The organism is Pantoea sp. y20, assembly GCF_054903455.1.
The window spans coordinates 2,164,106-2,185,062 of sequence record NZ_CM142816.1; the positions used below are offsets into that span (position 1 = coordinate 2,164,106).

Here is a 20,957-nt window from a genome sequence, read left to right on the forward strand (position 1 = left end):
TTAAGATTTATCAGCAAGATAGGCGAAAATTTGCCTTATAAATTGATTTGCCAGATTACACCATTAGCACGCTCATTAAAGCTTAACGTGGCTGCGCATCATCAAACGGAACAAACGCAGCCGTCCACGCATAAAGCGCGCCTTCACCACCGCCTGGGCTTTGCCCTGTTCGCCCAGCGCCAGCGTCAGATCGTCGCCCGGTCGCCAGGCTGGCCAATCTACTTCACCCGCTAAGTGCGAGCTAAACTCGCTGGCTTCACGCGCGAAGGTGACCCAATAAGCGCTGACTGTGGAGGCGAACGCTTTATCCTGCTCGCTGTAGCTGCGTTCCGCTGGCGGCGCTAGCGTATCCAGCGTGTTAAAGACATAGGGAATTTCGTTGCCGTGCCAGGTGCCGTGCGGGTAGAGATCGCGCGCGTTTTCGGAGACGTAATCGAACCAGTAACGCCATGCGGGCAGGCCGATATTGTGCTGCGCCTGAGCGATGATTAACGGTAACACTGTGAACGCCATATCGCGCGCCACCGCACGTCCCAGCAGCGCATCATCATGAATGTCGTACAGCCACTTCATCAGGCGATAACTGATGCGGTTTTTGCTGCGCATCTGTCGCAATACTGCTGTGGCATCCACGCCAAAATAGTCCAGTACGCTGGCTTCATCGCTGTTGCTGCCGATCATTAACGGAATGCGATGCTGCTTGCCGGACATAAACGTGGTTAACATCGGTTTCGGCAGTACCGCATCGCCGCTGATGGGCACCGGGCCGAGCGCCAGCGGGCGTTCTAACGGCCAAAATTGTTCGGCCGGTAGCTCGCGCAGCTGCTCGGCGCTGGCATCTTCGGGTAACGCAAAATGCGCCGCGACCTGTAAACCGATCTGTTGTGCCTGCTTTTGCGGGATGTCGGGCAGGCTGTAGGCGCTTTGTACGATGCCTTTATGAAACAGCCCCTCGGAGAGCGGCGAGCAGCACAGCGATAACACGCTGCGCGCACCGGAGGATTCACCAAACAGCGTCACGTTATGGCGATCTCCGCCAAAGGCAGGAATGTTGCGCTGAATCCACTGCAAAGCAGCAATTTGATCGAGTAAGGCAAAGTTGTTGATCACGCGCCCGTCGGGGTATTGCGCATCCAGCGCCGGATGAGAGAAGAAACCGAAGTGACCGAGGCGATAATTGAGCGTTACCACCACCACACCTTGCGCCGCCAGCGCTTTACCGCGATAAGGAGCAAGATTACCGGCGCCGATGGAAAATCCCCCGCCATGCAACCAGACCATTACCGGCAACGGCCGCGAAGGCTCAACATCCGGCGTCCAGATATTCAGGTAGAGACAATCCTCACTAAAGCGACCGGGATCGCCACCGCCGGCGGCCACGCAATAGTCACGATTTTGCCAACTTGCTGCGCCCCATTTGGTCGCATCACGCACCTCTTGCCACGGCTGGACCGGCTGCGGCGGTCGCCAGCGTAAAGCGCCAGTAGGTGCAGCTGCGTACGGTATTCCTTTGAAGACAAAAAGATCTTCGTCCATCAGGCCTCTGAGTTCCCCTTCTGCGGTCATGATCCTCAGACGTCGTTCATTTTTCATCTCGGCTTCCCTAATAATGCATCGTTCCATTATTTGCAGGCCTTAGACGAATGTCCATGTTCTGAAAGCATTTGCAGATTAAGCCGAAACGCGGCGCGATTCTTTGAACAACTCCATCAAATATTTTGGCTAACCCCATCGAGGCCATTTGTTTTAAGGTTGCAAGTTAACCTGGCGCGACGGAGAAACACCATGTTTGGTGGCATTAATCAAATGTTCAACCGGATGTGCGATCACCCGGACCTTGGCAAACTGCTTTTGCGCCTGACGTTTGGCGGATTACTGCTGTTTCATGGGGCGTTCAAAGTGGTGCATGGCGTGGGTTGGATTGCGCACATGCTCGCCGTCAAAGGAATGCCAGGTTTCATCGCTTACGGTGCTTACATCGGGGAAATAGCGGCACCTGTAATGGTGATCATCGGATTTTTGACGCGCCCTGCGGCGTTCATTATTGCGGTGAACATGATTATTGCGACACTGCTGGTAAAAATGGGCGCTGTCTGGCATCGCACCGACGTTGGTGCGTGGGCGCTGGAGACAGAAGCGCTTTACCTGCTGGGTGCGCTCGCCATTATGTTTTTAGGTGCCGGGAAGTACACGCTGGTGCGTGACGCGCGCTTGCAATAACCACAAGAAAAGCAGCCGGTCTGCTGAATTTCAGACCGGCTGTAACATTTCTCCTCAGGCTACGCCACACCGTTCCAGACTGCGCTGCTGCATCTGCTGGTACAACGCCATTTCATCCTGCACCGCGCAACCTAACGCGCTTTCAAAATCCGCTCGGCTGGCATTCCCCGCGCTGCGTGTTTGCGCCACGTCGCCCAGATTCGACTGGAAAATCCCCGCGGCACTGACCGGCAGGAAATCCTCGTAAACGATCGGTTCGGCACTCAAACGCTCTTCTGCCAGCAACTGCGTCACGGTTTCGCCCGCGCGTGGTGGCAGATGCTCGCCTTTTTCGGTCAGGCGATAGCGGAACCACGCCAGCTGCTGCTCGCGCAAAGACTCTTCGTCGTCGGGGAAATCACTAAACACCGCGCTAAGATGTTGCTGGTGATGCTGGTTATCGCTGCCGGTACCGGCTTCGGCCAGCAGACGATCGTAAAGTTCGCGTCCTTTCGGGGTGAGCGCCGCGCCGCGCTGTTCAATCTCACCAAAGCGCGCGTTGTGCGTGCCCGGCGTGCCATCGTTAAAGTGCACCGCTTCTTCCAGCGCTTTGAAGCTGGTCTGGCGCAGCAGAATCGGTACTTTACGCTGCGGCGGGCCTTCAATCAGGGTTTTGGGATCGATGCCGCGTGAAGGCATCAGCGCTTGCACCCGATCGATATCCAGCGTGCGCGGCGTCAAATGGTTGATGTGGCAACCACGGAAACACACCACATCGGCAATCAGACGATGCTGCTGGCTCAGTGCGCGATAAGTGGTGCTGTCTACGGTGGTGTGCGCATGCCAGCGGAAGGTTTCCAGCGCTTCCTGCACGAAAGTGGCGGCATCCGCGGCGTTCAAACCGCCCTGCTGCTGATGCTTAGCGATCAACGCGCGGCAACCTGGCGTAAAGATATCGCGCGCGGCGAGAATTGCAGCGGCCTTCTCGCGCAGCGCCGCATCATCAATCAGTTCCAGACGCAGCAACGAAGTGAAAACGCGGAATGGATTATGGCGCAACGCGCGATCGCTGACCGGACGAAACGCCGTGGAGTGCACCGGCACACCGGCTTGCGACAGGTCGTAATACCCCACCGCTTCCATGCCCATCACGGCGAACATCCGGCGCAACGTGCTGAGTTCATCAGCCTTTCCGACGCGAATTGCACCGTGACGCTCGACGCTCAGGCGACTCAGTTCATCGGCGGCCGACAAGCGGTTTTTTAACTCGGGATTGGCTTCCAGCGTACGTTCATTAACAGCGGTGACCAACTGCGTCAGCGTGCCGTATTGCGGCACTTCCTGCTGATACAGGGTCGACATTGCCTGCGAGAACAGCGTGCGGATGGCATCGCTGCTGAGAAAGTTTGGCATCATCATCACCTTGGGCTAACGGGTTGTTGCTACTGTAGATCAACCCTTTAGCGGCGGGTAACAATTTCGTGGAACTGTGATCGCCTTGTCACTCGGTGAGGTTTGACTGGTCACCAAAGCGACATTTCAGCACCAGCATGATGGTGGTTAACACGGCGGGAATCGCCAGCAGCAGGAAGATCTGACTGAACGTCCAGCCAAGCGTTAACAACTCGGCACCGACAAAGGCGCTAATGATGGCGCCGATGCGCCCTATGCCGTGCATCCAGCTGGAGCCGGTGGCACGCGCATGAGTTGGGTAATAACTGGCGGAGAGCGCATTCATGCCGGTATTGGCGCCGTTAAAACAGAAGCCGCTGCAGAAAGCGATGGCGCTCATTAATCCGACCTGCGCGGGTGAAAAACCCAGCGCCACAATGGCAATGCCACCGCAGAAATAGATCACCGCCAGCGCCAGATTGGCGTTGATGCGGTCCATCAACCAACCCGCAAACAGCGAGCCAAGGGTTCCGCCGGCCTGATACATCGCCGTGACAATCGCCGCTTCCGTCACCGACATGCCGAGCGTGCTGATCAATGAAGGCATCCAGCTGCCAATCAGGTAAACGAGGAACAACCCCATAAAGTAGCCGCCCCACAACATCAAACTGCCGAACAGATAGCGGCGCGACACCACGGTCGCCACCGAGCCTTTACGCGCGGTCGGCAACTCAGTGCTTTGATAATGGCTATCCGGCTGCACGCTGCCGGGCAGCATACGTTCGAGGATGGCGTGAATACGTGCGGCAGGCGCGCGACGGCTAATCAGAAAACGTACCGATTCCGGTAAGCCGCGCACTAAAAAAGGCAGCACCAGCAGCGGCAGCACGCCGCCCATCAGCATAACGGAGTGCCAGTCATAGCGCGGCAGCAGCCACGAAGCGGCAAAGCCTCCCGTCGCGGCACCAAAGGTAAAGCCACAGAACACCACGGTAATAATAAATGAGCGGCGACGTTCGGGCGCGTATTCGGCCACCAGCGTGCCCACGTTGGGCATCGCGGCCCCAAGCCCTAACCCGGTGAGAAAGCGGAACAGCATCATCTGTTCGATGTTCTGCGCCATCGCCGTGGCCAGCGTCCACAGACCGAAAAACAGCACGCTGATGAGGATCATCACGCGGCGCCCATAGCGATCGGCCAGCGGTCCGGCGACCATCGCCCCCAATGCCAGACCAATCAGCGCCGCGCTGATCACCATGCCGAGTTGATGATTCGTGACGCCCCAACTGGCTTTCAGCGTGGGCGCAATAAAGCCCATCAGCGCAATGTCCATGCCGTCCAGCGCCACTACCACGAAGCACAGCGCGATTAAGCGCTTCTGCCAGCTGCTAAGCGCACTCTTATTGATAAGCTGGCGAACGTCTACTGCTTCAACGCTGGTCACGTAACGACTCCTGCACTTTTAACCGTTTAGGGCATCAGTTTTAGTAAAAAAAACGGCGCTTATCATAGCTCATCGTTAACAATAACAGGCACTCTTTTTGGATGTAATTGAGAACTATTCAACTTTTTACGCTGTATGTTATTGATTTTAGAGCGCGCGAATATGCTGCAAAAAGTGTCTTTTTCAGCTTTACCCATAAATACATCAGGTTAGCGGCGAAGCTTGCATAGCGGTGTTTTTGTTAATATAAATTTGCAGGCAAGTTAACATAATTAACGTTTCCTCATTGCTGCACCTCGGCATAACTCATTATGTTGGGCGTATGGACAAAAATATCCTTTTCAATCAGCGCATTCGCTTGCGTCATTTACATACCTTTGTGGCGGTGGCGCAGCAAGGCACGCTCGGTCGTGCCGCTGAAACGCTCAATCTGAGCCAGCCCGCTTTATCGAAAACACTGAATGAGCTGGAAGAGCTGGCGGGCGCGCGACTGTTTGAGCGCGGACGACTCGGCGCGCAGCTCACCACGCTGGGCGAACAATTTCTGGTTCATGCGGTGAAAGTGCTGGATGCGCTTAATCATGCGGGTCAGAGCTTCAACGCGCCGCAGCCGGGCCGACCGGTGGTGATTCGACTCGGCGCGCTGACGACTGCGGCGATGGGCATGCTGCCGCAAATTCTCGATCGCTTCCATGAACAGCAACCCAACACCACGGTGCAGGTTGCGACATTGCATAACAACGTGTTGTTGGCCGGTTTACGTGCCGGTGAGTTTGATGTCGGGATTGGTCGTATGGCGGAAAGCGATATGATGGCCGGACTCACTTATGAACTGCTGTTTCTGGAATCACTCAAACTGGTGGTGCGCCCCGATCATCCGCTATTAAGCGAGAACGTTATGCTGTCGCGCGCGATGCAGTGGCCAGTAGTGATTTCGCCGGAAGGCACCGCACCTCGCCGTATCGCGCAGCATATGCTGAATGAGCAAGGTTGTACCTTACCAGCAAACTGCGTCGAAACTTCATCGACATCGCTGGCGCGACAGCTGGCACTGCGTTACGACTATGTGTGGTTTGTGCCTTCTGGCGCCATCAAAGAAGATTTGAATCACGATGCGTTGTGTGCGCTACCGATCGCCTCGCCGGGGCCAGGCGAACCGGTGGGCATTATTACGCGCAGCGGCAGTCCGTTAAGCCTGAGCGCCGAAGTGTTGATGGCGACCATCCGCAAATTCCACAGCTAGCGACTGTGTTTTGCATGACGCTCACGGTTCTCCAGGCGCGCCTGTTCGGTTTTTCGTAAACCGACATAGAGCGCGCCCGCCCCACCATCTTTCGGCTGCGCCGTACAAAAGGTCTGCACTTCTGCAAACTCCGGCAACCATCGCGCCACATAGCTGCGCACGATATTGGCGTGCGACTCATCGTCACGCCCTTTGCCATGAATAATCAATAGATTGCGCAACCCATGTTTATTGGCCTGCTGCATAAAGCTGAACAGCGCCTGACGACAGGTTTCTACTGGCTGACGCAACAGATTAAGGCTGGCTTGAGGCGGATATTTGCCCAGTCGCAGCTTATCCAGCACGCCTTGCTGTACGCCTTCAACTTTAAATTCCAGCGGTGTTGTCAACGGAACGATGTCGAGATAGCCACGCGTGAGGAAATTTTCCTGCTCGTCACTTTCCTGCGGCGCACGTGGCGCTTTAGGCGAAGGTGCGCGTAGCCATTGGGTATTAGCGCAATTTTTTAATGGTGTCACATCACCCATGGCATCACGGAAAAGGTCTTCATCATCAAGGTTCATGGTGTCTCCTCTCGCCTGGTGTTTGCCTGCGCGTCCAATTCGACGCTAAAGCAAAAGAGTAGCAAAGGATTATGGGCAAAACATCTGTCACTTTTTGCGCTGTAATAAGCGCGCTCTAGCTGTAAACCTGGCAACAAAACGTTCCAGATCAATAAATGCGCTTCAGTCAGACCAGCGCAAACCGCGTAATACCTGACATTTGTGGGGTTTTAAGGACATTTACTGCTCGGATGAGTTCCCTTCGCTTAGAAAAATGTTAAAATTGACCGCAGTCAATAATCATCGAGCGTAACTATATGATCCAGGAAAAACGCAGCATTCGACGTATTCAGTCTGGCGGTTGTGCCATCCATTGTCAGGATTGCAGTATCAGCCAATTGTGTATTCCCTTCACGCTGAACGAGCACGAACTGGATCAGCTGGATAACATCATTGAGCGCAAAAAGCCGATTCAAAAAGGCCAGACGCTGTTCAAAGCCGGTGATGAACTGAAATCTCTCTACGCAATCCGCTCCGGCACCATCAAAAGCTACACCATCACTGAACAAGGCGACGAGCAAATTACTGGCTTCCATTTGGCAGGCGATTTGGTGGGTTTTGACGCCATTGTTGGTGCCAAACATCCAAGCTTTGCGCAAGCGCTGGAAACGGCGATGGTGTGCGAAATCCCGTTTGAAACGCTCGACGACCTCTCCGGTAAAATGCCGGCGCTGCGTCAGCAGATGATGCGTTTGATGAGCGGTGAAATCAAAGGCGATCAGGATATGATTCTGCTGCTGTCGAAGAAAAATGCCGAAGAGCGTCTGGCGGCGTTTGTCTGGAATCTGTCGCGTCGTTTCGGTCAGCGCGGCTTCTCACAACGTGAATTCCGTTTGACCATGACGCGTGGCGACATTGGTAACTATCTGGGACTAACCGTAGAAACCATTAGTCGTCTGCTGGGTCGCTTCCAGAAAAGTGGCATGCTGGCCGTGAAAGGCAAATATATCACCATTGAGAACCACGCTCTACTGGCAGAATTAGCTGGCCAGACCGAACAAGCCGCGTGATTCTGTGCCGGGTTAATAAAAGTTATTTTATTGATCCGGCAACAACTTTTCCGCTTCTGCCCTGCCCAAACTTAGGCTATCTTTAACCCAACTTGCTTTGGTTTTAGGAGATCGGCTTATGTCCCGGTACCAAAATATTCTGGTGGCTATTGATGCCCAGCAGGACGATCAGCCCGCGCTGCGTCGTGCGGTTTATCTCAATCAACGTATTGGCGGAAAAATCAAAGCTTTCCTGCCTATTTACGACTTCTCATATGAAATGACCACGCTGCTGTCGCCGGACGAGCGCTCCAATATGCGCAAAGGGGTGATCAGTCAACGTACCGAATGGATCCGCCAACAGGCCCAGGCATATATTGAGGCTGGCGTTGAAATTGAAATCAAAGTTGTTTGGCATAACCGCCCGTATGAAGCCATCATCCAGGAAATTCTGGCGCATCAGCATGATTTAGTGTTGAAAATGGCGCACCAACACGATCGCCTGGAAGCGGTGATATTTACGCCGACGGATTGGCATCTGCTGCGTAAATGTCCATGTCCGGTGTGGATGGTGAAAGATCAGGCGTGGCCTGAAGGCGGCAAAGCGGTGGTGGCGGTCAACTTAGCCAGCGAAGAGCCGCATCATGATGAGCTCAATCAGAAGCTGATTCGTGAAACCACGCTGCTTGCCGAGATGGTGAATCACACCGAAGTGCATTTGGTCGGCGCTTATCCCATCACACCGATCAATATTGCTATCGAACTGCCCGACTTTGATCCCAGCGTTTACAACGACGCGATTCGCGGCCAGCATTTAGTGGCGATGAAAGCGCTGCGTCAAAAATTCTCCATCAGTGAAGAGTTCACCCACGTGGCGAAAGGTTTGCCCGAGGAAGTGATTCCGGATATCGCCTCGCATCTGGACGCCGGCATTGTGGTGCTTGGCACCATTGGCCGTACCGGTTTGTCAGCCGCGTTCCTGGGTAACACTGCGGAACAGGTGATTGATCATCTGCGTTGTGATTTGCTGGCGATCAAGCCAGACGATTTCAAATCGCCAATTGATTACGATGACGAAGAAGATGAAGACGATTGATTAAAAAAAGGGCGGCTCGCAATGGCCGCCCTACTTATTTCTACTCAGGGCGGTGAATCACATCACCGCCCTGCTTATTTACAGCGCGCGCAGAATGCCTTCCACGCTCGCTTTCGCATCGCCAAACAGCATCTGCGTATTGTCTTTAAAGAACAGCGGATTTTGTACGCCTGCGTATCCGGTGCTCATCGAGCGTTTAAACACAATCACGTTCTGCGCTTTCCACACTTCCAGCACCGGCATGCCAGCGATTGGACTGCGCGGATCTTCCAGTGCGGCTGGGTTAACAGTGTCATTCGCGCCGATAACCAAAACGGTATCGGTATCGCTGAAGTCATCGTTAATCTCATCCATTTCCAGCACCACATCGTATGGCACTTTCGCTTCCGCCAGCAGTACGTTCATGTGCCCAGGCAAACGGCCGGCAACCGGGTGAATACCAAAGCGAACTTTGATACCGCGCGCGCGCAGTTTTTCGGTAATCTCCGCTACCGGATACTGCGCCTGCGCCACCGCCATGCCATAACCCGGCGTGATCACTACAGAAGAAGAGGCTTTCAGCATTTCTGCCGTCTCTTCCGCCGTAATTTCACGGTGCTCGCCCACTTCATCGCTTTCGCCGCCCACGCTTACATCGGTACCAAAACCACCGGCGATCACGCTAATAAAGGAGCGGTTCATCGCTTTACACATGATGTAAGAGAGGATGGCACCCGAGGAACCGACCAGCGCACCGGTAACGATCAGCAAATCATTGCTCAGCATGAAGCCTGCCGCCGCCGCCGCCCAACCGGAGTAAGAGTTCAGCATCGAGACCACAACCGGCATATCCGCGCCGCCAATTGACGCCACCAGATGCCAGCCAAACACCAGCGCAATGACGGTCATCAGCAGCAGCGCAAACACCTGCGCACCGGTGCTATCAGTTTGTACGAACCACAGCATCAGCAGGAAGGAAATCACCAGCGCCGCGAGGTTCATTTTATGACGATGTGGCAGCATCAGCGCTGATGAGGAGATCTTGCCGCGCAGTTTGCCAAACGCCACCAGTGAACCAGTAAAGGTCACCGCACCGATGAAAATGCCGAGGAACACTTCGGTCAGATGGATATTTTCCATCACCGGCGCGAGGCCCGGCGCGTGATCGATGTAGCTGTTGAAGCCCACCAACACCGCCGCCAAACCCACGAAGCTGTGCAGAATGGCAACCAGTTCCGGCATTTCGGTCATTTCGACTTTTTTCGCCAGACGCAAACCAATCGCACCGCCGATCACCATCGCCAGCAGAATCCAGGCAACGTTCCCGGTGTTCGGGCCAAAAATGGTGGCGAGCAGCGCAATCGCCATGCCGCTCATACCAAAAATATTACCCTGCTTGGAGGTCTCGTGTTTCGAGAGACCGGCAAGGCTGCAAATAAACAGAATCGCGGCAACAATATATGCTGCAGTAACTAATCCGCCAGACATGTTGCTACCCCTTAATTCTTACGAAACATTTTCAGCATGCGCTGGGTGACGGTGAAACCACCGAAGATATTGATGCTGGCGATCAGTACGGCGATAAACGACAGAATCGTGACCCAACCGCCGTGGCCCATCTGCAGCACCGCACCCACCACAATAATGCCGGAAATGGCGTTGGTGACGGCCATCAAAGGCGTGTGCAATGCGTGACTCACGTTCCACACCACGTAATAGCCGACCACGCAAGAGAGCGCGAACACAGTGAAGTGTGACAGGAAGTCCGGCGGCGCGACGTTGGCCAGGCAGGCAAACAGCACCACCGCCAATGCCAGCAGCAGATACTTGCGCCATGGTGAAACCGGTTTGGCTTCTGCCTTCGGCAGCGGCTGTGCGGCGGGTTGCGCTTTCGGCGCGGCGGAAACCTGAATCGGCGGCGCTGGCCATGTCACTTCGCCATCACGAATCACCGTCACCCCGCGCACCACCACGTCGTCGAAATCCACGGTAATTTCGCCGTTTTTCTCTTTACACAGCAGTTTCAGCAGGTTGACAAGGTTGGTGCCGTACAGCTGTGAGGATTGGGTTGGCAGGCGGCTTGGCAAATCGGTGTAACCAATAATCTTCACGCCGTTAGGGGTTAAGGTCACCTGATCGGCCACCGTCAATTCGCAGTTACCGCCAGTTTGCGCAGCCAGATCGACGATTACGCTGCCTGGTTTCATGCTGGCAACCATCTCGGCAGTAATCAGCTTCGGGGCCGGACGACCAGGAATCAACGCGGTGGTGACGATAATGTCGACTTCTTTCGCCTGCGCGGCAAACAGCTCCATCTCTGCCTTGATAAAGGCTTCAGACATCACTTTGGCATAACCATCGCCGCTGCCTGCTTCCTCTTCAAAGTCCAGCTCAAGGAACTCGGCGCCCATACTCTGCACCTGCTCTTTCACTTCCGGACGCGTATCGAACGCACGCACGATGGCACCTAAACTGCCTGCCGCGCCGATGGCCGCTAATCCCGCGACGCCCGCACCGATCACCATCACTTTGGCTGGCGGCACTTTACCGGCAGCGGTGATTTGGCCGGTGAAGAAGCGGCCGAATTCATGAGCGGCTTCAACGATGGCGCGATAACCCGCGATGTTCGCCATTGAGCTCAACGCATCCAGCGCCTGAGCACGAGAAATACGCGGCACCGAATCCATCGCCATCACAGTGACGTTGCGTGCTGCCAGCTTTTCTAACAGCGCGGGATTCTGCGCAGGCCAGATAAAGCTCACCAGCGTGCTACCGGCGCGCGTCAGTTCAATCTCCTGATCGTCCGGCGCATTCACCTTCAAAACGATGTCCGATTGCCACACATCGTGAGTGTTAGTAATAGTGGCGCCGACGGCGATAAAGCTTTCATCATCAAAGCTGGCGCGAAGTCCTGCGCTCTGTTCAACGGTGACGCTAAATCCCAGCTTGATCAGTTGCTCAACGGTCTTTGGCGTGGCGGCCACGCGCGACTCGTTGGCTAACCGTTCTTTGGGTATCCCAATTAACATACTGTTTCCTTTCAACAATTAAAGGATGAGGTTCTGTAAGTGGCAAAAAGCTCAAAAGCCGAAACAGTGTTTCAGCTTTTTATGAGCAAAATGCACAATGTAACAAAGTCTTTATAACCTACTGAAAATATGAAGAGTGATCCACAGCGATAACGCCCACTTATGACATTCACACAAATATTCAGACACAAAGATTGAATGCCATGTTTTGCCACTGCATTTGGTGTTTATTAAAAAATATTGTGCTGCGCAAAATCGTGTCATGTCGAATTAAGTGTTTTTAAAAACCTTTAATTAACAATGCGTTAACTATTATGGCACTAAGTGTTACCAGAATAAGTGGTTATCTGTGCAAAAAAGAGCCGTAACAGAAGTCAATGACAGGTCGATGAATAAACGGCAGAGATTGTCAATGTTATGCGCTTAAATTGGCTGAGACAGGCCGATTATTACATGCAATAATCATCGGCTAATCTGTTATACATCAAGAGTCCAGCACGTTTTCGTACTCATTTTGCGTAAGGCGAAGGATCATTTTTATGAAGCTGAAGAACACCATTCTGGCGTCAACCTTGTTATCACTGCTGGCAGCGAATGCGTTTGCTGCTAAAGAGTTAACGCCAGAGCAAGCGGCCGCGTTGAAACCATTCGAACGTATTAATATCAGCGGCCGTTTCAATGCGATTGGCGATGCAACTGATGCCATCTCCAAACAAGCCGATGCCAAAGGCGCTGACTCTTTCTATGTTCAGGGTATTAATGATAGCAACGGCAACGGCGGTAACTGGCGCGTAACGGCTGATTTGTATAAAGCCAACGCACCGAAAGCGGATGACTCCACTAAATATCGCACCTTCTCAGGCGTGAAAGAGCTGCCGAAAGCAGAAGCCTATCGCCTTGAGCCGTATGACACCGTATCGGTAAATGGCTTCTTCTCCAGCCAGCCAGATGTTAATGAAGCGATTGCCAAGGCAGCCAAAAATAAAGGTGCGGCATCGTTCTTTATCGTGCGTCAGGTTGATGCTAACAACGGCGGCAACCAGTACGTGACCGCGTATGTTTACAAGGCTGATGCGCCAGAACGTAAAGTACAGAACACCTCTGATTCAATCCCAGCAGATTCTGAAGCCGGTAAAGCAGCATTGGCCGCAGGTGGCACCGCCGCCACTAAAGTGGCCATTCCTGGCGTGGCCTCTTCGGATACCCCAAGCCGCAACGTTGGTCGTTTCTTCGAAACGCAAAGCTCAACCGGCCAACGTTACACGGTGAAAACTGCCGATGGCCGTAGCGTGCAGGAAGTGAATGCGATTACTGCTGCGCAGATGCAGCCGTTTGACACCATCACCTTCTCCGATCACTTTGGTACCCCAACCGAAATCTCGGAAGCGGTTGGCAAACGCGCAGTGGAAAAAGGCGCTAAGTACTACCACATCACGCGTCAATGGCAGAACCAGAGCGGCGGCAACCTGACCGTCACCGCCGATCTGTTCAAGTAATAGCGATCAAGGGCGGCGTCCGTCGCCCTTTTCAAAATCTCCTTCATACTAACTGCATAATCTGTGCGCAGATTTGCATAGTCTTGCATTGCCTTCCCCGTTTGCACTCCGTAAAATCTGCCGCCTGTTTTTAGGGGATTCCGTTTCAAAGTTGGCTCATTGCCACGCGACACTCCAGCGGAATCGTCACCACCCAGCATACTCTGCTGTTTAGGATGGGCGTTTTGGATAAAAAATTAGGTCTTAGTGCGCTCACCGCGTTAGTACTCAGCTCTATGCTGGGCGCTGGCGTGTTCAGCCTGCCGCAAAATATGGCAGCGGTTGCCGGCCCGGCGGCACTGCTGATCGGCTGGCTCATCACCGGCGTTGGCATTATCTTCCTGTCGCTCGCCATGCTGTTACTGACGCGGCTAAAACCGGAGTTGGATGGCGGCATCTTTACCTATGCGCGCGCCGGATTTGGCGAGCTGATGGGCTTCTGCTCGGCGTGGGGATATTGGCTGTGTGCGGTCATTGCCAACGTCTCTTATCTGGTGATTGTCTTCTCGGCGCTGAGTTTCTTTACCGACACGCCGGATCGCGTGGTGTTTGGTGATGGCAATACGTGGCAGGCGATGCTCGGCGCGTCGGTGCTGCTGTGGCTGGTGCATTGTCTGGTGCTGCGCGGCGTGCAAACTGCGGCCAGCATTAATGTGCTGGCGACCCTGGGAAAACTGGTGCCGCTGTTGCTGTTTGTGGTGCTGGCGCTGCTGGCATTCAACTACGATCGCTTCCGCTTTGATTTCAGCGGCGTGGAACTCGGTCAGCCGCTGTGGCAGCAGGTGAAGCAAACCATGCTGATCACCTTGTGGGTATTTATTGGTGTGGAAGGCGCGGTAGTGGTTTCTGCGCGTGCGCGTAATAAACAGGATGTCGGACGCGCCACGCTGATGGCGGTGCTGGCCGCGCTGCTGGTCTACTTGCTGGTTACGCTGCTGTCGTTAGGCGTGATTCCGCGTGCCGAGCTGGCGCAGATGCGTAACCCTTCTATGGCGGGTTTGATGAAGCATTTGCTCGGTCATTGGGGCGATGCGGTGATTGCGGTCGGATTGATTATTTCGGTGTGCGGCGCTTATCTGAGCTGGACGATTATGGCCGCTGAAGTGCCGTTCCTCGCCGCACAACAAGGTGCCTTCCCGCGCAGCATCGCGCGTCAGAACCGCCACAACTCCCCTTCGGCGTCGTTATGGCTGACCAACGGCAGCGTACAGGTTTGCCTGATTTTGATCGCCCTAACCGGCGCGGATTACAACACGCTGCTGACCATCGCTTCAGAAATGATTTTGGTGCCCTATCTGCTGGTGGGTCTGTATCTGATTAAGGTAGTACGCGGGCAGAACAAACCCTGGGCGATGTTTACCGGCGTCGGTGCCAGCGCGTATGGCATTTGGCTGCTGTATGCATCGGGTCCTTTGCATTTGCTGCTTTCAGTCGTGCTCTATGCGCCCGGATTGCTGCTGTTTCTGTACGCACGACGCGGCGGCCGTGGCGACAAAATGTTGTCACAGCTGGAGCGCATCGCGATTGTGTTGTTGATTGCGGCGTCACTGCCCGCGTTGTGGCAGCTAACGAATTAGTGCGGCTGAACCGGAATGGAAACGCACAGCAGGTCATCCTGCTGTGACAGATTGAGCGGCTTACGGTATTCCTGATGAATAGCGTCAAGCTGCTCGGTTGACAGCGGATACGGCAGCTGAATATCAAAGCGGCTGATATGTTGTTGTTCGGCCAGGGTGATCAAACGCGCGATATTAATCTCGTCGCTCACCTGCGTTGAAATGATTTGTAATGCTAATTCTTTCAGATGATCGTCGCTGGCCTGAAGATTGTGCGCCGATTTACGCGTCACCATGCCAAAAATAGGCATCACGCCATAAATGGCATCAACAAAACTCCAGCGTTTTTTGCAGGAAGCGGAGAGATAATCACTGTAATTGAAGCAGATGCGATCACTGTATCCGGCTGAAGCCAGCTCTTTATCAGACACTCTCGCACTCCTCCTGTTTTTCGTTGCGGTTCCGAACCTTGCGCGACAACGCGCCGCTAATGATGGCACATTTCACGGTATACATACCAGTCACGCAGGGATATTTCGTGCGATAGCGTAGAGCTCAGGACCAGGAAAAGCTATGCTGCTGAGATTCTCATCCGTCACAGTGAATTATGAACAAAATCGTCTATGTGGAAGATGAGCCAGAAGTAGGCGAACTGATCGCCGCTTATCTTGGCCGCCACGATATTGAAGTTATTGTTGAAACGCGCGGTGACCGCGCCGAAGCCACCATCGCCCTGCACGATCCCGATTTAGTGATGCTGGATATCATGTTACCCGGCAAAGATGGCATGACACTGTGCCGCGATCTACGTGCCAGCTGGCAAGGTCCGATTGTGCTGCTCACCTCGCTCGATAGCGACATGAACCACATTCTGTCGCTGGAGATGGGCGCTAACGATTACATCCTCAAAACCACGCCGCCGGCTGTGTTGCTGGCGCGCCTGCGTTTGCATCTGCGTCAGGCGCATGCCGGTCAGCCGGAAGTGACGCCCGCCCTACAAAGCTCACAACGCGTGCTGCGTTTTGGTTCCCTGACCATCGACTCGCTCAATCGCCAGGTGACGCTGTTTGAGGAGAATATTGTGCTATCCACCGCCGATTTCGATCTGCTGTGGGAACTGGCGAATCACGCCGGACAGATCCTCAATCGCGATGCGCTGCTGAAAACCCTGCGCGGCGTGACCTACGATGGCATGGATCGCAGCATCGACGTGGCGATTTCTCGCTTACGCAAAAAACTCTACGACAGCGCCACCGAGCCATTCCGCATTAAAACCATCCGTAACAAAGGCTATCTGTTCGCGCCGCAGGCCTGGGATACCCGTTCCGCATGAGAAAGCTCTTTATTCAGTTCTATTTGCTGCTGTTCGTCTGTTTTCTGGTGATGACGCTGCTGGTTGGGCTGGTGTACAAATTTACCGCCGAACGCGCCGGACGTCAGTCGATGAACGACTTGATGGCCAGCTCGCTTTTTTTGATGCGCAGCGAACTGCGTGAGATCCCACCGCGCGACTGGAGCAAAACCATTCGCAGCCTCGATCTTGACCTGTCGTTTGATCTGAATATTGAGCCGATGAGCAAATATCAGTTGGGTGATGCAGACATGAAGCGCCTGCGCGCCGGGGAAATCGTGGCGATTGACGATCAGTACACCTTCTTACAGCATATTCCGCGCAGCCACTATGTGCTTTCCGTTGGCCCGATTCCGTATCTTTTCTATCTGCATCAGATGCGCATTCTGGATATCGCGCTGCTGGCATTTATCGGGATGTCGCTGGCGCTGCCGGTGTTTATCTGGCTGCGTCCGCACTGGCAAGAGATGCAGCGGCTAGAGAAAGCCGCGCAGCGTTTTGGCCGTGGCGAACTCGACGTGCGCACCCATTTTGAAAGCACCTCCAGCCTGCATAGTCTTGGCGTGGCGTTTAATCAGATGGCGGAGAACATCAACACGCTGGTTGCCAGTAAGAAACAGCTGATTGACGGCATCGCACACGAGTTGCGTACGCCGCTGGTACGACTGCGCTACCGGCTGGAGATGAGCGATAACCTCACCGCCACGGAATCCGCCGCGCTGAACCGCGATGTGGGCCAGCTGGAGAGTTTGATTGAGGAGTTGCTGACGTATGCGCGCCTCGATCGTCCGCGCGTTGATCTTCATCTGCAATCCTTCGATCTTGCGCAATGGCTGCGTGTACATATTGAAGACGTGCAAACCATGAATCCGCAGACGCAGATTGCGCTGGATATCCCGCAGCTGGAGAACGTCGGCAGCGCTGATACGCGCCTTATGGAGCGTGTGCTGGATAATCTGGTGAATAACGCCCTGCGCTATGCGCAACAGCGCCTGCGCGTCAGCTTATGGTTTGATGGCGCGCTGGGCTGTTTGCAGGTGGAAGACGACGGTCCGGGCATTCCACAGGAAGAGCGCGCCCGCGTGTTCGAACCTTTTGTACGCCTCGATCCGAGCCGCGATCGCGCCACCGGCGGTTGTGGTTTGGGTCTGGCGATCGTGCACTCCATTGCGCTGGCCATGCAGGGAAATGTCTCGATTGAGAGCAGCCCGCTTGGCGGCGCCAGCGTTCGCTTTTGCTGGCCGGTTGATCTACCCTTGCGGGACATTGCGCCACGCTTACCGTCATAAGGAGCTTTTTACGTGACTTCAGCTTATCAAGAACTTAGCCGCACTTTTCAGCGTCTCTCCCGCTTTGGCCATTTAGGCGCCATTGCCGGTGTCGATATGCAAACCACTATGCCGCCGGGCGGCAGCCAGGCGCGCGGTGAAGCGATGGCCGAACTGAGCGTGTTCATGCACGAAGTGCTGACCGATAAACGCCTCGGCGGGCTGTTTGATGCCGCGCAGCAGGAATCATTGAATGATGTCGAGCAGGTTAACCTGAGCGAAATGCAGCGCGCCTGGCAGCAAGCGACGCTGCTGCCCGCCTCACTGGTGGAAGCCAAGTCGCTGGCCGGTTCGCGCTGTGAACACGCCTGGCGTCAGCAGCGTCCGGCGAACGACTGGCAAGGTTTCTCCGCCAATCTGAAAGAAGTGGTCAAGCTGAGTCGTCAAGAGGCGCAGCTGCGTGCCGATGCACTTGGCGTATCGCGCTACGACGCGCTGCTGGATGTGTTTGAGCCAGGCATGACCAGCGCGCAGCTGGATCAAACCTTTGGCGGTCTGAAAAGCTGGTTGCCTGACCTGCTACAAAGAGCAGTGGCGAAGCAGCAGCAAACCCCGATCGCGCAGCCGGTGGGTCCGTTCGCTATCGAATCGCAGAAACAGCTCGGCCTGAGCGTGATGAAAACGCTGGGCTTCGATTTCAATCACGGTCGTCTAGATGTGAGTGCGCACCCGTTCTGCGGCGGCGTGCCGGAAGATGTGCGCATTACCACGCGTTACAACGAGAACGACTTCCTTAGCGCCATGATGGGCGTGATCCATGAAACCGGCCATGCGCGCTACGAGCAGAATTTGCCAAAACAGTGGCGCGGTCAGCCGGTGGCGCAGGCGCGTTCTACCGCAATTCATGAGTCGCAAAGCCTGTTTATGGAGATGCAGCTGGGGCGCAGTAAAGCCTTCCTGCAGCATATTCATCCGCAGGTGGTGGCGCTGATGGGCGATCAGCCTGCGCTGGCGTTAAACAACTTTATCCGTCAGGCGCAGCGCGTGAAGCCGGGCTTTATTCGTGTCGACGCTGATGAACTGAGTTATCCGGCGCACGTGATTTTACGTTACGAGATCGAGCGCGCGCTGATTGAGGGCGAGATTGAAGTTGAAGATATCCCAGCGCTGTGGGACGAGAAGATGCAGCAATCGTTGGGCATTGATACGCGCGGTAATTATCGCGATGGCTGCATGCAGGATATTCACTGGACCGACGGTGCGTTTGGCTATTTCCCCACCTACACCTTGGGTGCGATGTATGCAGCCCAGCTGTTCCAGGCGGTGAAGCGTGCCATTCCGCAGGTTGAGACGCTGATCCAGCAAGGTGAGTTGCAGCCAGTGTTTGACTGGTTACAGCAGAACATCTGGCAGCACGGCAGCCGTTTCCCAACGCAGCAGCTGCTGATCAATGCCACCGGCGAAGCGCTGAATCCGCACTATTTCCGTCAGCACCTTGAACAACGTTATCTCTCTGAGTAAACTGCGCGGCGGCCGATGCGGCCGCCCTTTTCTCTTCCTTTACGCCGCTTTGTACAATCCGTTACACGCCGATACCAATGCCTCACGGAAAGCCTGAATTGTTTTTCATATAGTGTTTTCACCGGCCCCGCAGTGGGCTACACATGAAAAAATAGTTCGAGGATTTTGCAATGAAAAAATTATTTGCACTGGTGATCGCCGCTGCTATGGGTATGTCTTCTGTTGCTTTCGCTGCTGAGACCTCAGCTGCTCCAGCAACGCCAGCAACCACTGCAGCGCCAGCGAAACACAAAGCAGTACACCATAAGAAACCTGTTGCTCAGAAAGCGCAGGCGGCTAAGAAGCACAAAAAAGTAGAGAAGAAAGCGCCAGCTGCACAGAAAGCTCAGGCCGCTAAAAAGCATCATAAAAAAGCAACCAAGCCAGCGGCTCAGAAAGCCCAGGCTGCTAAAAAGCACCACAAAAAAGCAACCAAGCCAGCTGCACAGAAAGCCCAGGCAGCTAAAAAGCACCACAAAGCAACCAAACCAGCTGCACAGAAAGCTCAGGCTGCTAAAAAGCACCACAAAGTAACCAAGCCAGCTGCGCAGAAAGCTCAGGCTGCTAAAAAGCACCACAAAGTGAAAAAAGCAGCTAAATAAGATCGCTTTAGCGCCAACACCGTATTGATGATTGAAAACACCCGGTTATGCCGGGTGTTTATTTACTGGAGTAGCGAAAAATGGTGCGTCGCTATCGCTTCGAAATTATTCTGATTGTGATGATCCTCTGTGGCATAGTTGCAGCCAGCTTTTTTATCTAGTCGTTGTAGCGTGCTGATTACTCCAATATTTCTCCCTTTTTCACCGCTCACCGACTATAGTTATCGCTCAAGCGTGATGACAACAACTTCTACTTATTCTCGCCATTGAGAGAACTATGCGCCTGGCTATCCTGTTACTCGTTGGTCTTTTCAGTTTTACCCACACAGCACATGCCGATGATGAAGATGGGCCAAGCCCGGAAGACATCAAAACGTTGTTTTTTGGCAAAGATCATCGCCAGGCGATCAGCGACGTGAGCGCCGCGCCCTGGGATGCCATCGGTCAGTTAGAGACCGAAAGCGGTAACCTCTGCACTGCCACCTTGATTTCTGCCCATCTGGCGTTGACCGCCGGACACTGTTTATTGGCTCCGCCCGGCAAGTTTGATAAGCCGGTGGCGCTGCGTTTTATGGCCAGCGCGAAAGGTTGGCGCTACGAGATTCATGATATTGATGCGCGCGTTGAACCCTCTTTAGCGCGCCGGTTGCAGGCAGACGGCGAAGGCTGGATCGTGCCGCCGGGAGCCGCACCCTACGATTATGGGCTGGTTATTTTGCATAATCCGCCCTCCGGTATTGTGCCGATTCCATTGTTTGAGGGTTCGCGTGGCGATTTAACCGCCGCGTTGAAAACCACGCAACGTAAAGTGACGCAAGCCGGATATCCGGCCGATCATCTGGATACGCTCTATTCGCACAGCGATTGTTTAGTGACCGGTTGGGCGCAGCGTGCAGTGTTGTCGCATCAGTGCGATACCTTGCCGGGCGACAGCGGTTCGCCGCTGCTGTTGAAGAACGGTGATGAGTGGCAGTTGATTGCGGTACAGAGTTCAGCACCCGCGCCGGCCGATCGTTACCGTGCCGATAACCGCGCGATTGCGGTGCCGTCCTTTAAAGATAAGCTGGAAGAGTTAGCTCAGTAATTCGGCGCTCTCAGGCAAAAAGGCGGGT

General features: G+C 54.4%; 19 protein-coding genes. 12 read left to right on the forward strand and 7 right to left on the reverse strand.

Annotated elements, in window-relative coordinates; translation table 11 throughout:
• Positions 1-75 precede the first annotated feature (75 nt).
• Entirely contained in the window at positions 76-1,593 is a 1,518-nt protein-coding gene (locus ACYAC5_RS10170) for a carboxylesterase/lipase family protein (RefSeq protein WP_462061688.1), read from the reverse strand.
• 192 nt (positions 1,594-1,785) lie between these two features.
• On the opposite strand from ACYAC5_RS10170, the gene ACYAC5_RS10175 reads away from it, so the two are divergent.
• Positions 1,786-2,220, forward strand: a complete 435-nt coding sequence (locus ACYAC5_RS10175) for a DoxX family protein (protein ID WP_462061689.1) — start codon at positions 1,786-1,788, stop codon at positions 2,218-2,220.
• A gap of 54 nt (positions 2,221-2,274) precedes the next feature.
• Here the strand turns inward: ACYAC5_RS10175 and hglS are convergent, their stop codons facing one another.
• Both hglS and ACYAC5_RS10185 read right to left on the reverse strand, forming a co-directional pair.
• Positions 2,275-3,612 carry a 2-oxoadipate dioxygenase/decarboxylase HglS gene (gene hglS, locus ACYAC5_RS10180; protein ID WP_462061690.1) on the reverse strand — a complete coding sequence of 446 codons (1,338 nt, stop codon included), beginning with the start codon at positions 3,610-3,612 and terminating at the stop codon, positions 2,275-2,277.
• 88 nt (positions 3,613-3,700) lie between these two features.
• A complete protein-coding gene (locus ACYAC5_RS10185; RefSeq protein WP_101764324.1) occupies positions 3,701-5,035 on the reverse strand; it encodes an MFS transporter in 1,335 nt (444 codons plus the stop codon).
• Positions 5,036-5,357: 322 nt separating this feature from the next.
• Here ACYAC5_RS10185 and ACYAC5_RS10190 point away from each other — a divergent pair, with 322 nt between their 5' ends.
• A complete protein-coding gene (locus tag ACYAC5_RS10190) occupies positions 5,358-6,278 on the forward strand; it encodes a LysR substrate-binding domain-containing protein (protein WP_462061691.1) in 921 nt (306 codons plus the stop codon).
• Here the strand turns inward: ACYAC5_RS10190 and smrA are convergent.
• A complete protein-coding gene (gene smrA, locus ACYAC5_RS10195; RefSeq protein ID WP_110866213.1) occupies positions 6,275-6,841 on the reverse strand; it encodes a DNA endonuclease SmrA in 567 nt (188 codons plus the stop codon). The two genes, ACYAC5_RS10190 and smrA, sit on opposite strands and share 4 nt — an antisense overlap.
• A 296-nt stretch (positions 6,842-7,137) precedes the next feature.
• Between smrA and ACYAC5_RS10200 the strand changes: the two genes are divergently transcribed.
• Together ACYAC5_RS10200 and uspE are read left to right on the forward strand one after the other, a co-directional pair.
• Complete coding sequence (locus ACYAC5_RS10200) at positions 7,138-7,890, forward strand: FNR family transcription factor (protein WP_008106391.1); 753 nt, start codon at positions 7,138-7,140, stop codon at positions 7,888-7,890.
• A 118-nt stretch (positions 7,891-8,008) separates the two neighbouring features.
• Positions 8,009-8,965 carry a universal stress protein UspE gene (uspE, locus tag ACYAC5_RS10205; RefSeq protein ID WP_222182185.1) on the forward strand — a complete coding sequence of 319 codons (957 nt, stop codon included), beginning with the start codon at positions 8,009-8,011 and terminating at the stop codon, positions 8,963-8,965.
• Positions 8,966-9,043: 78 nt separating this feature from the next.
• Here uspE and pntB read toward each other — a convergent pair whose 3' ends face one another.
• Positions 9,044-10,432 carry a Re/Si-specific NAD(P)(+) transhydrogenase subunit beta gene (gene pntB / locus ACYAC5_RS10210; protein WP_137385846.1) on the reverse strand — a complete coding sequence of 463 codons (1,389 nt, stop codon included), beginning with the start codon at positions 10,430-10,432 and terminating at the stop codon, positions 9,044-9,046.
• Positions 10,433-10,443: 11 nt separating this feature from the next.
• Positions 10,444-11,973: a Re/Si-specific NAD(P)(+) transhydrogenase subunit alpha gene (pntA, locus tag ACYAC5_RS10215; protein ID WP_101764319.1), complete on the reverse strand. Its 1,530-nt coding sequence runs from the start codon at positions 11,971-11,973 to the stop codon at positions 10,444-10,446.
• Between the two features lie 539 nt (positions 11,974-12,512).
• Here pntA and ydgH point away from each other — a divergent pair.
• Together ydgH and ACYAC5_RS10225 are read left to right on the forward strand one after the other, a co-directional pair.
• Entirely contained in the window at positions 12,513-13,469 is a 957-nt protein-coding gene (gene ydgH / locus ACYAC5_RS10220) for a DUF1471 family protein YdgH (protein WP_101764318.1), read from the forward strand.
• Between the two features lie 224 nt (positions 13,470-13,693).
• On the forward strand, positions 13,694-15,085 hold the full coding sequence (locus ACYAC5_RS10225; protein ID WP_192411787.1) for an amino acid permease: 1,392 nt from the start codon (positions 13,694-13,696) through the stop codon (positions 15,083-15,085).
• On the opposite strand, the gene ACYAC5_RS10230 is transcribed toward ACYAC5_RS10225, so the two are convergent.
• Entirely contained in the window at positions 15,082-15,495 is a 414-nt protein-coding gene (locus tag ACYAC5_RS10230) for a hypothetical protein (protein WP_192411786.1), read from the reverse strand. The genes ACYAC5_RS10225 and ACYAC5_RS10230 overlap by 4 nt on opposite strands.
• Before the next feature lie 176 nt (positions 15,496-15,671).
• Between ACYAC5_RS10230 and rstA the strand changes: the two genes are divergently transcribed.
• From rstA to ACYAC5_RS10260, 6 genes are all read left to right on the forward strand, one after another.
• Positions 15,672-16,397 (forward strand): two-component system response regulator RstA, encoded by a 726-nt coding sequence (rstA, locus tag ACYAC5_RS10235; protein WP_101764317.1) that lies wholly within the window; start codon positions 15,672-15,674, stop codon positions 16,395-16,397.
• Positions 16,394-17,704 carry a two-component system sensor histidine kinase RstB gene (gene rstB, locus ACYAC5_RS10240; protein WP_137385849.1) on the forward strand — a complete coding sequence of 437 codons (1,311 nt, stop codon included), beginning with the start codon at positions 16,394-16,396 and terminating at the stop codon, positions 17,702-17,704. The genes rstA and rstB overlap by 4 nt, the downstream gene beginning before the upstream one ends.
• Positions 17,705-17,716: 12 nt before the next feature.
• Positions 17,717-19,204: a carboxypeptidase M32 gene (locus ACYAC5_RS10245; RefSeq protein ID WP_462061692.1), complete on the forward strand. Its 1,488-nt coding sequence runs from the start codon at positions 17,717-17,719 to the stop codon at positions 19,202-19,204.
• Positions 19,205-19,374: 170 nt separating this feature from the next.
• Positions 19,375-19,845, forward strand: a complete 471-nt coding sequence (gene asr / locus ACYAC5_RS10250; protein ID WP_462061693.1) for an acid resistance repetitive basic protein Asr — start codon at positions 19,375-19,377, stop codon at positions 19,843-19,845.
• An 80-nt stretch (positions 19,846-19,925) separates the two neighbouring features.
• Entirely contained in the window at positions 19,926-20,006 is an 81-nt protein-coding gene (gene ydgU, locus ACYAC5_RS10255) for a small membrane protein YdgU (protein ID WP_455843913.1), read from the forward strand.
• Positions 20,007-20,122: 116 nt separating this feature from the next.
• Positions 20,123-20,929 (forward strand): trypsin-like serine peptidase, encoded by an 807-nt coding sequence (locus ACYAC5_RS10260; protein ID WP_137385851.1) that lies wholly within the window; start codon positions 20,123-20,125, stop codon positions 20,927-20,929.
• Positions 20,930-20,957 lie beyond the last annotated feature (28 nt).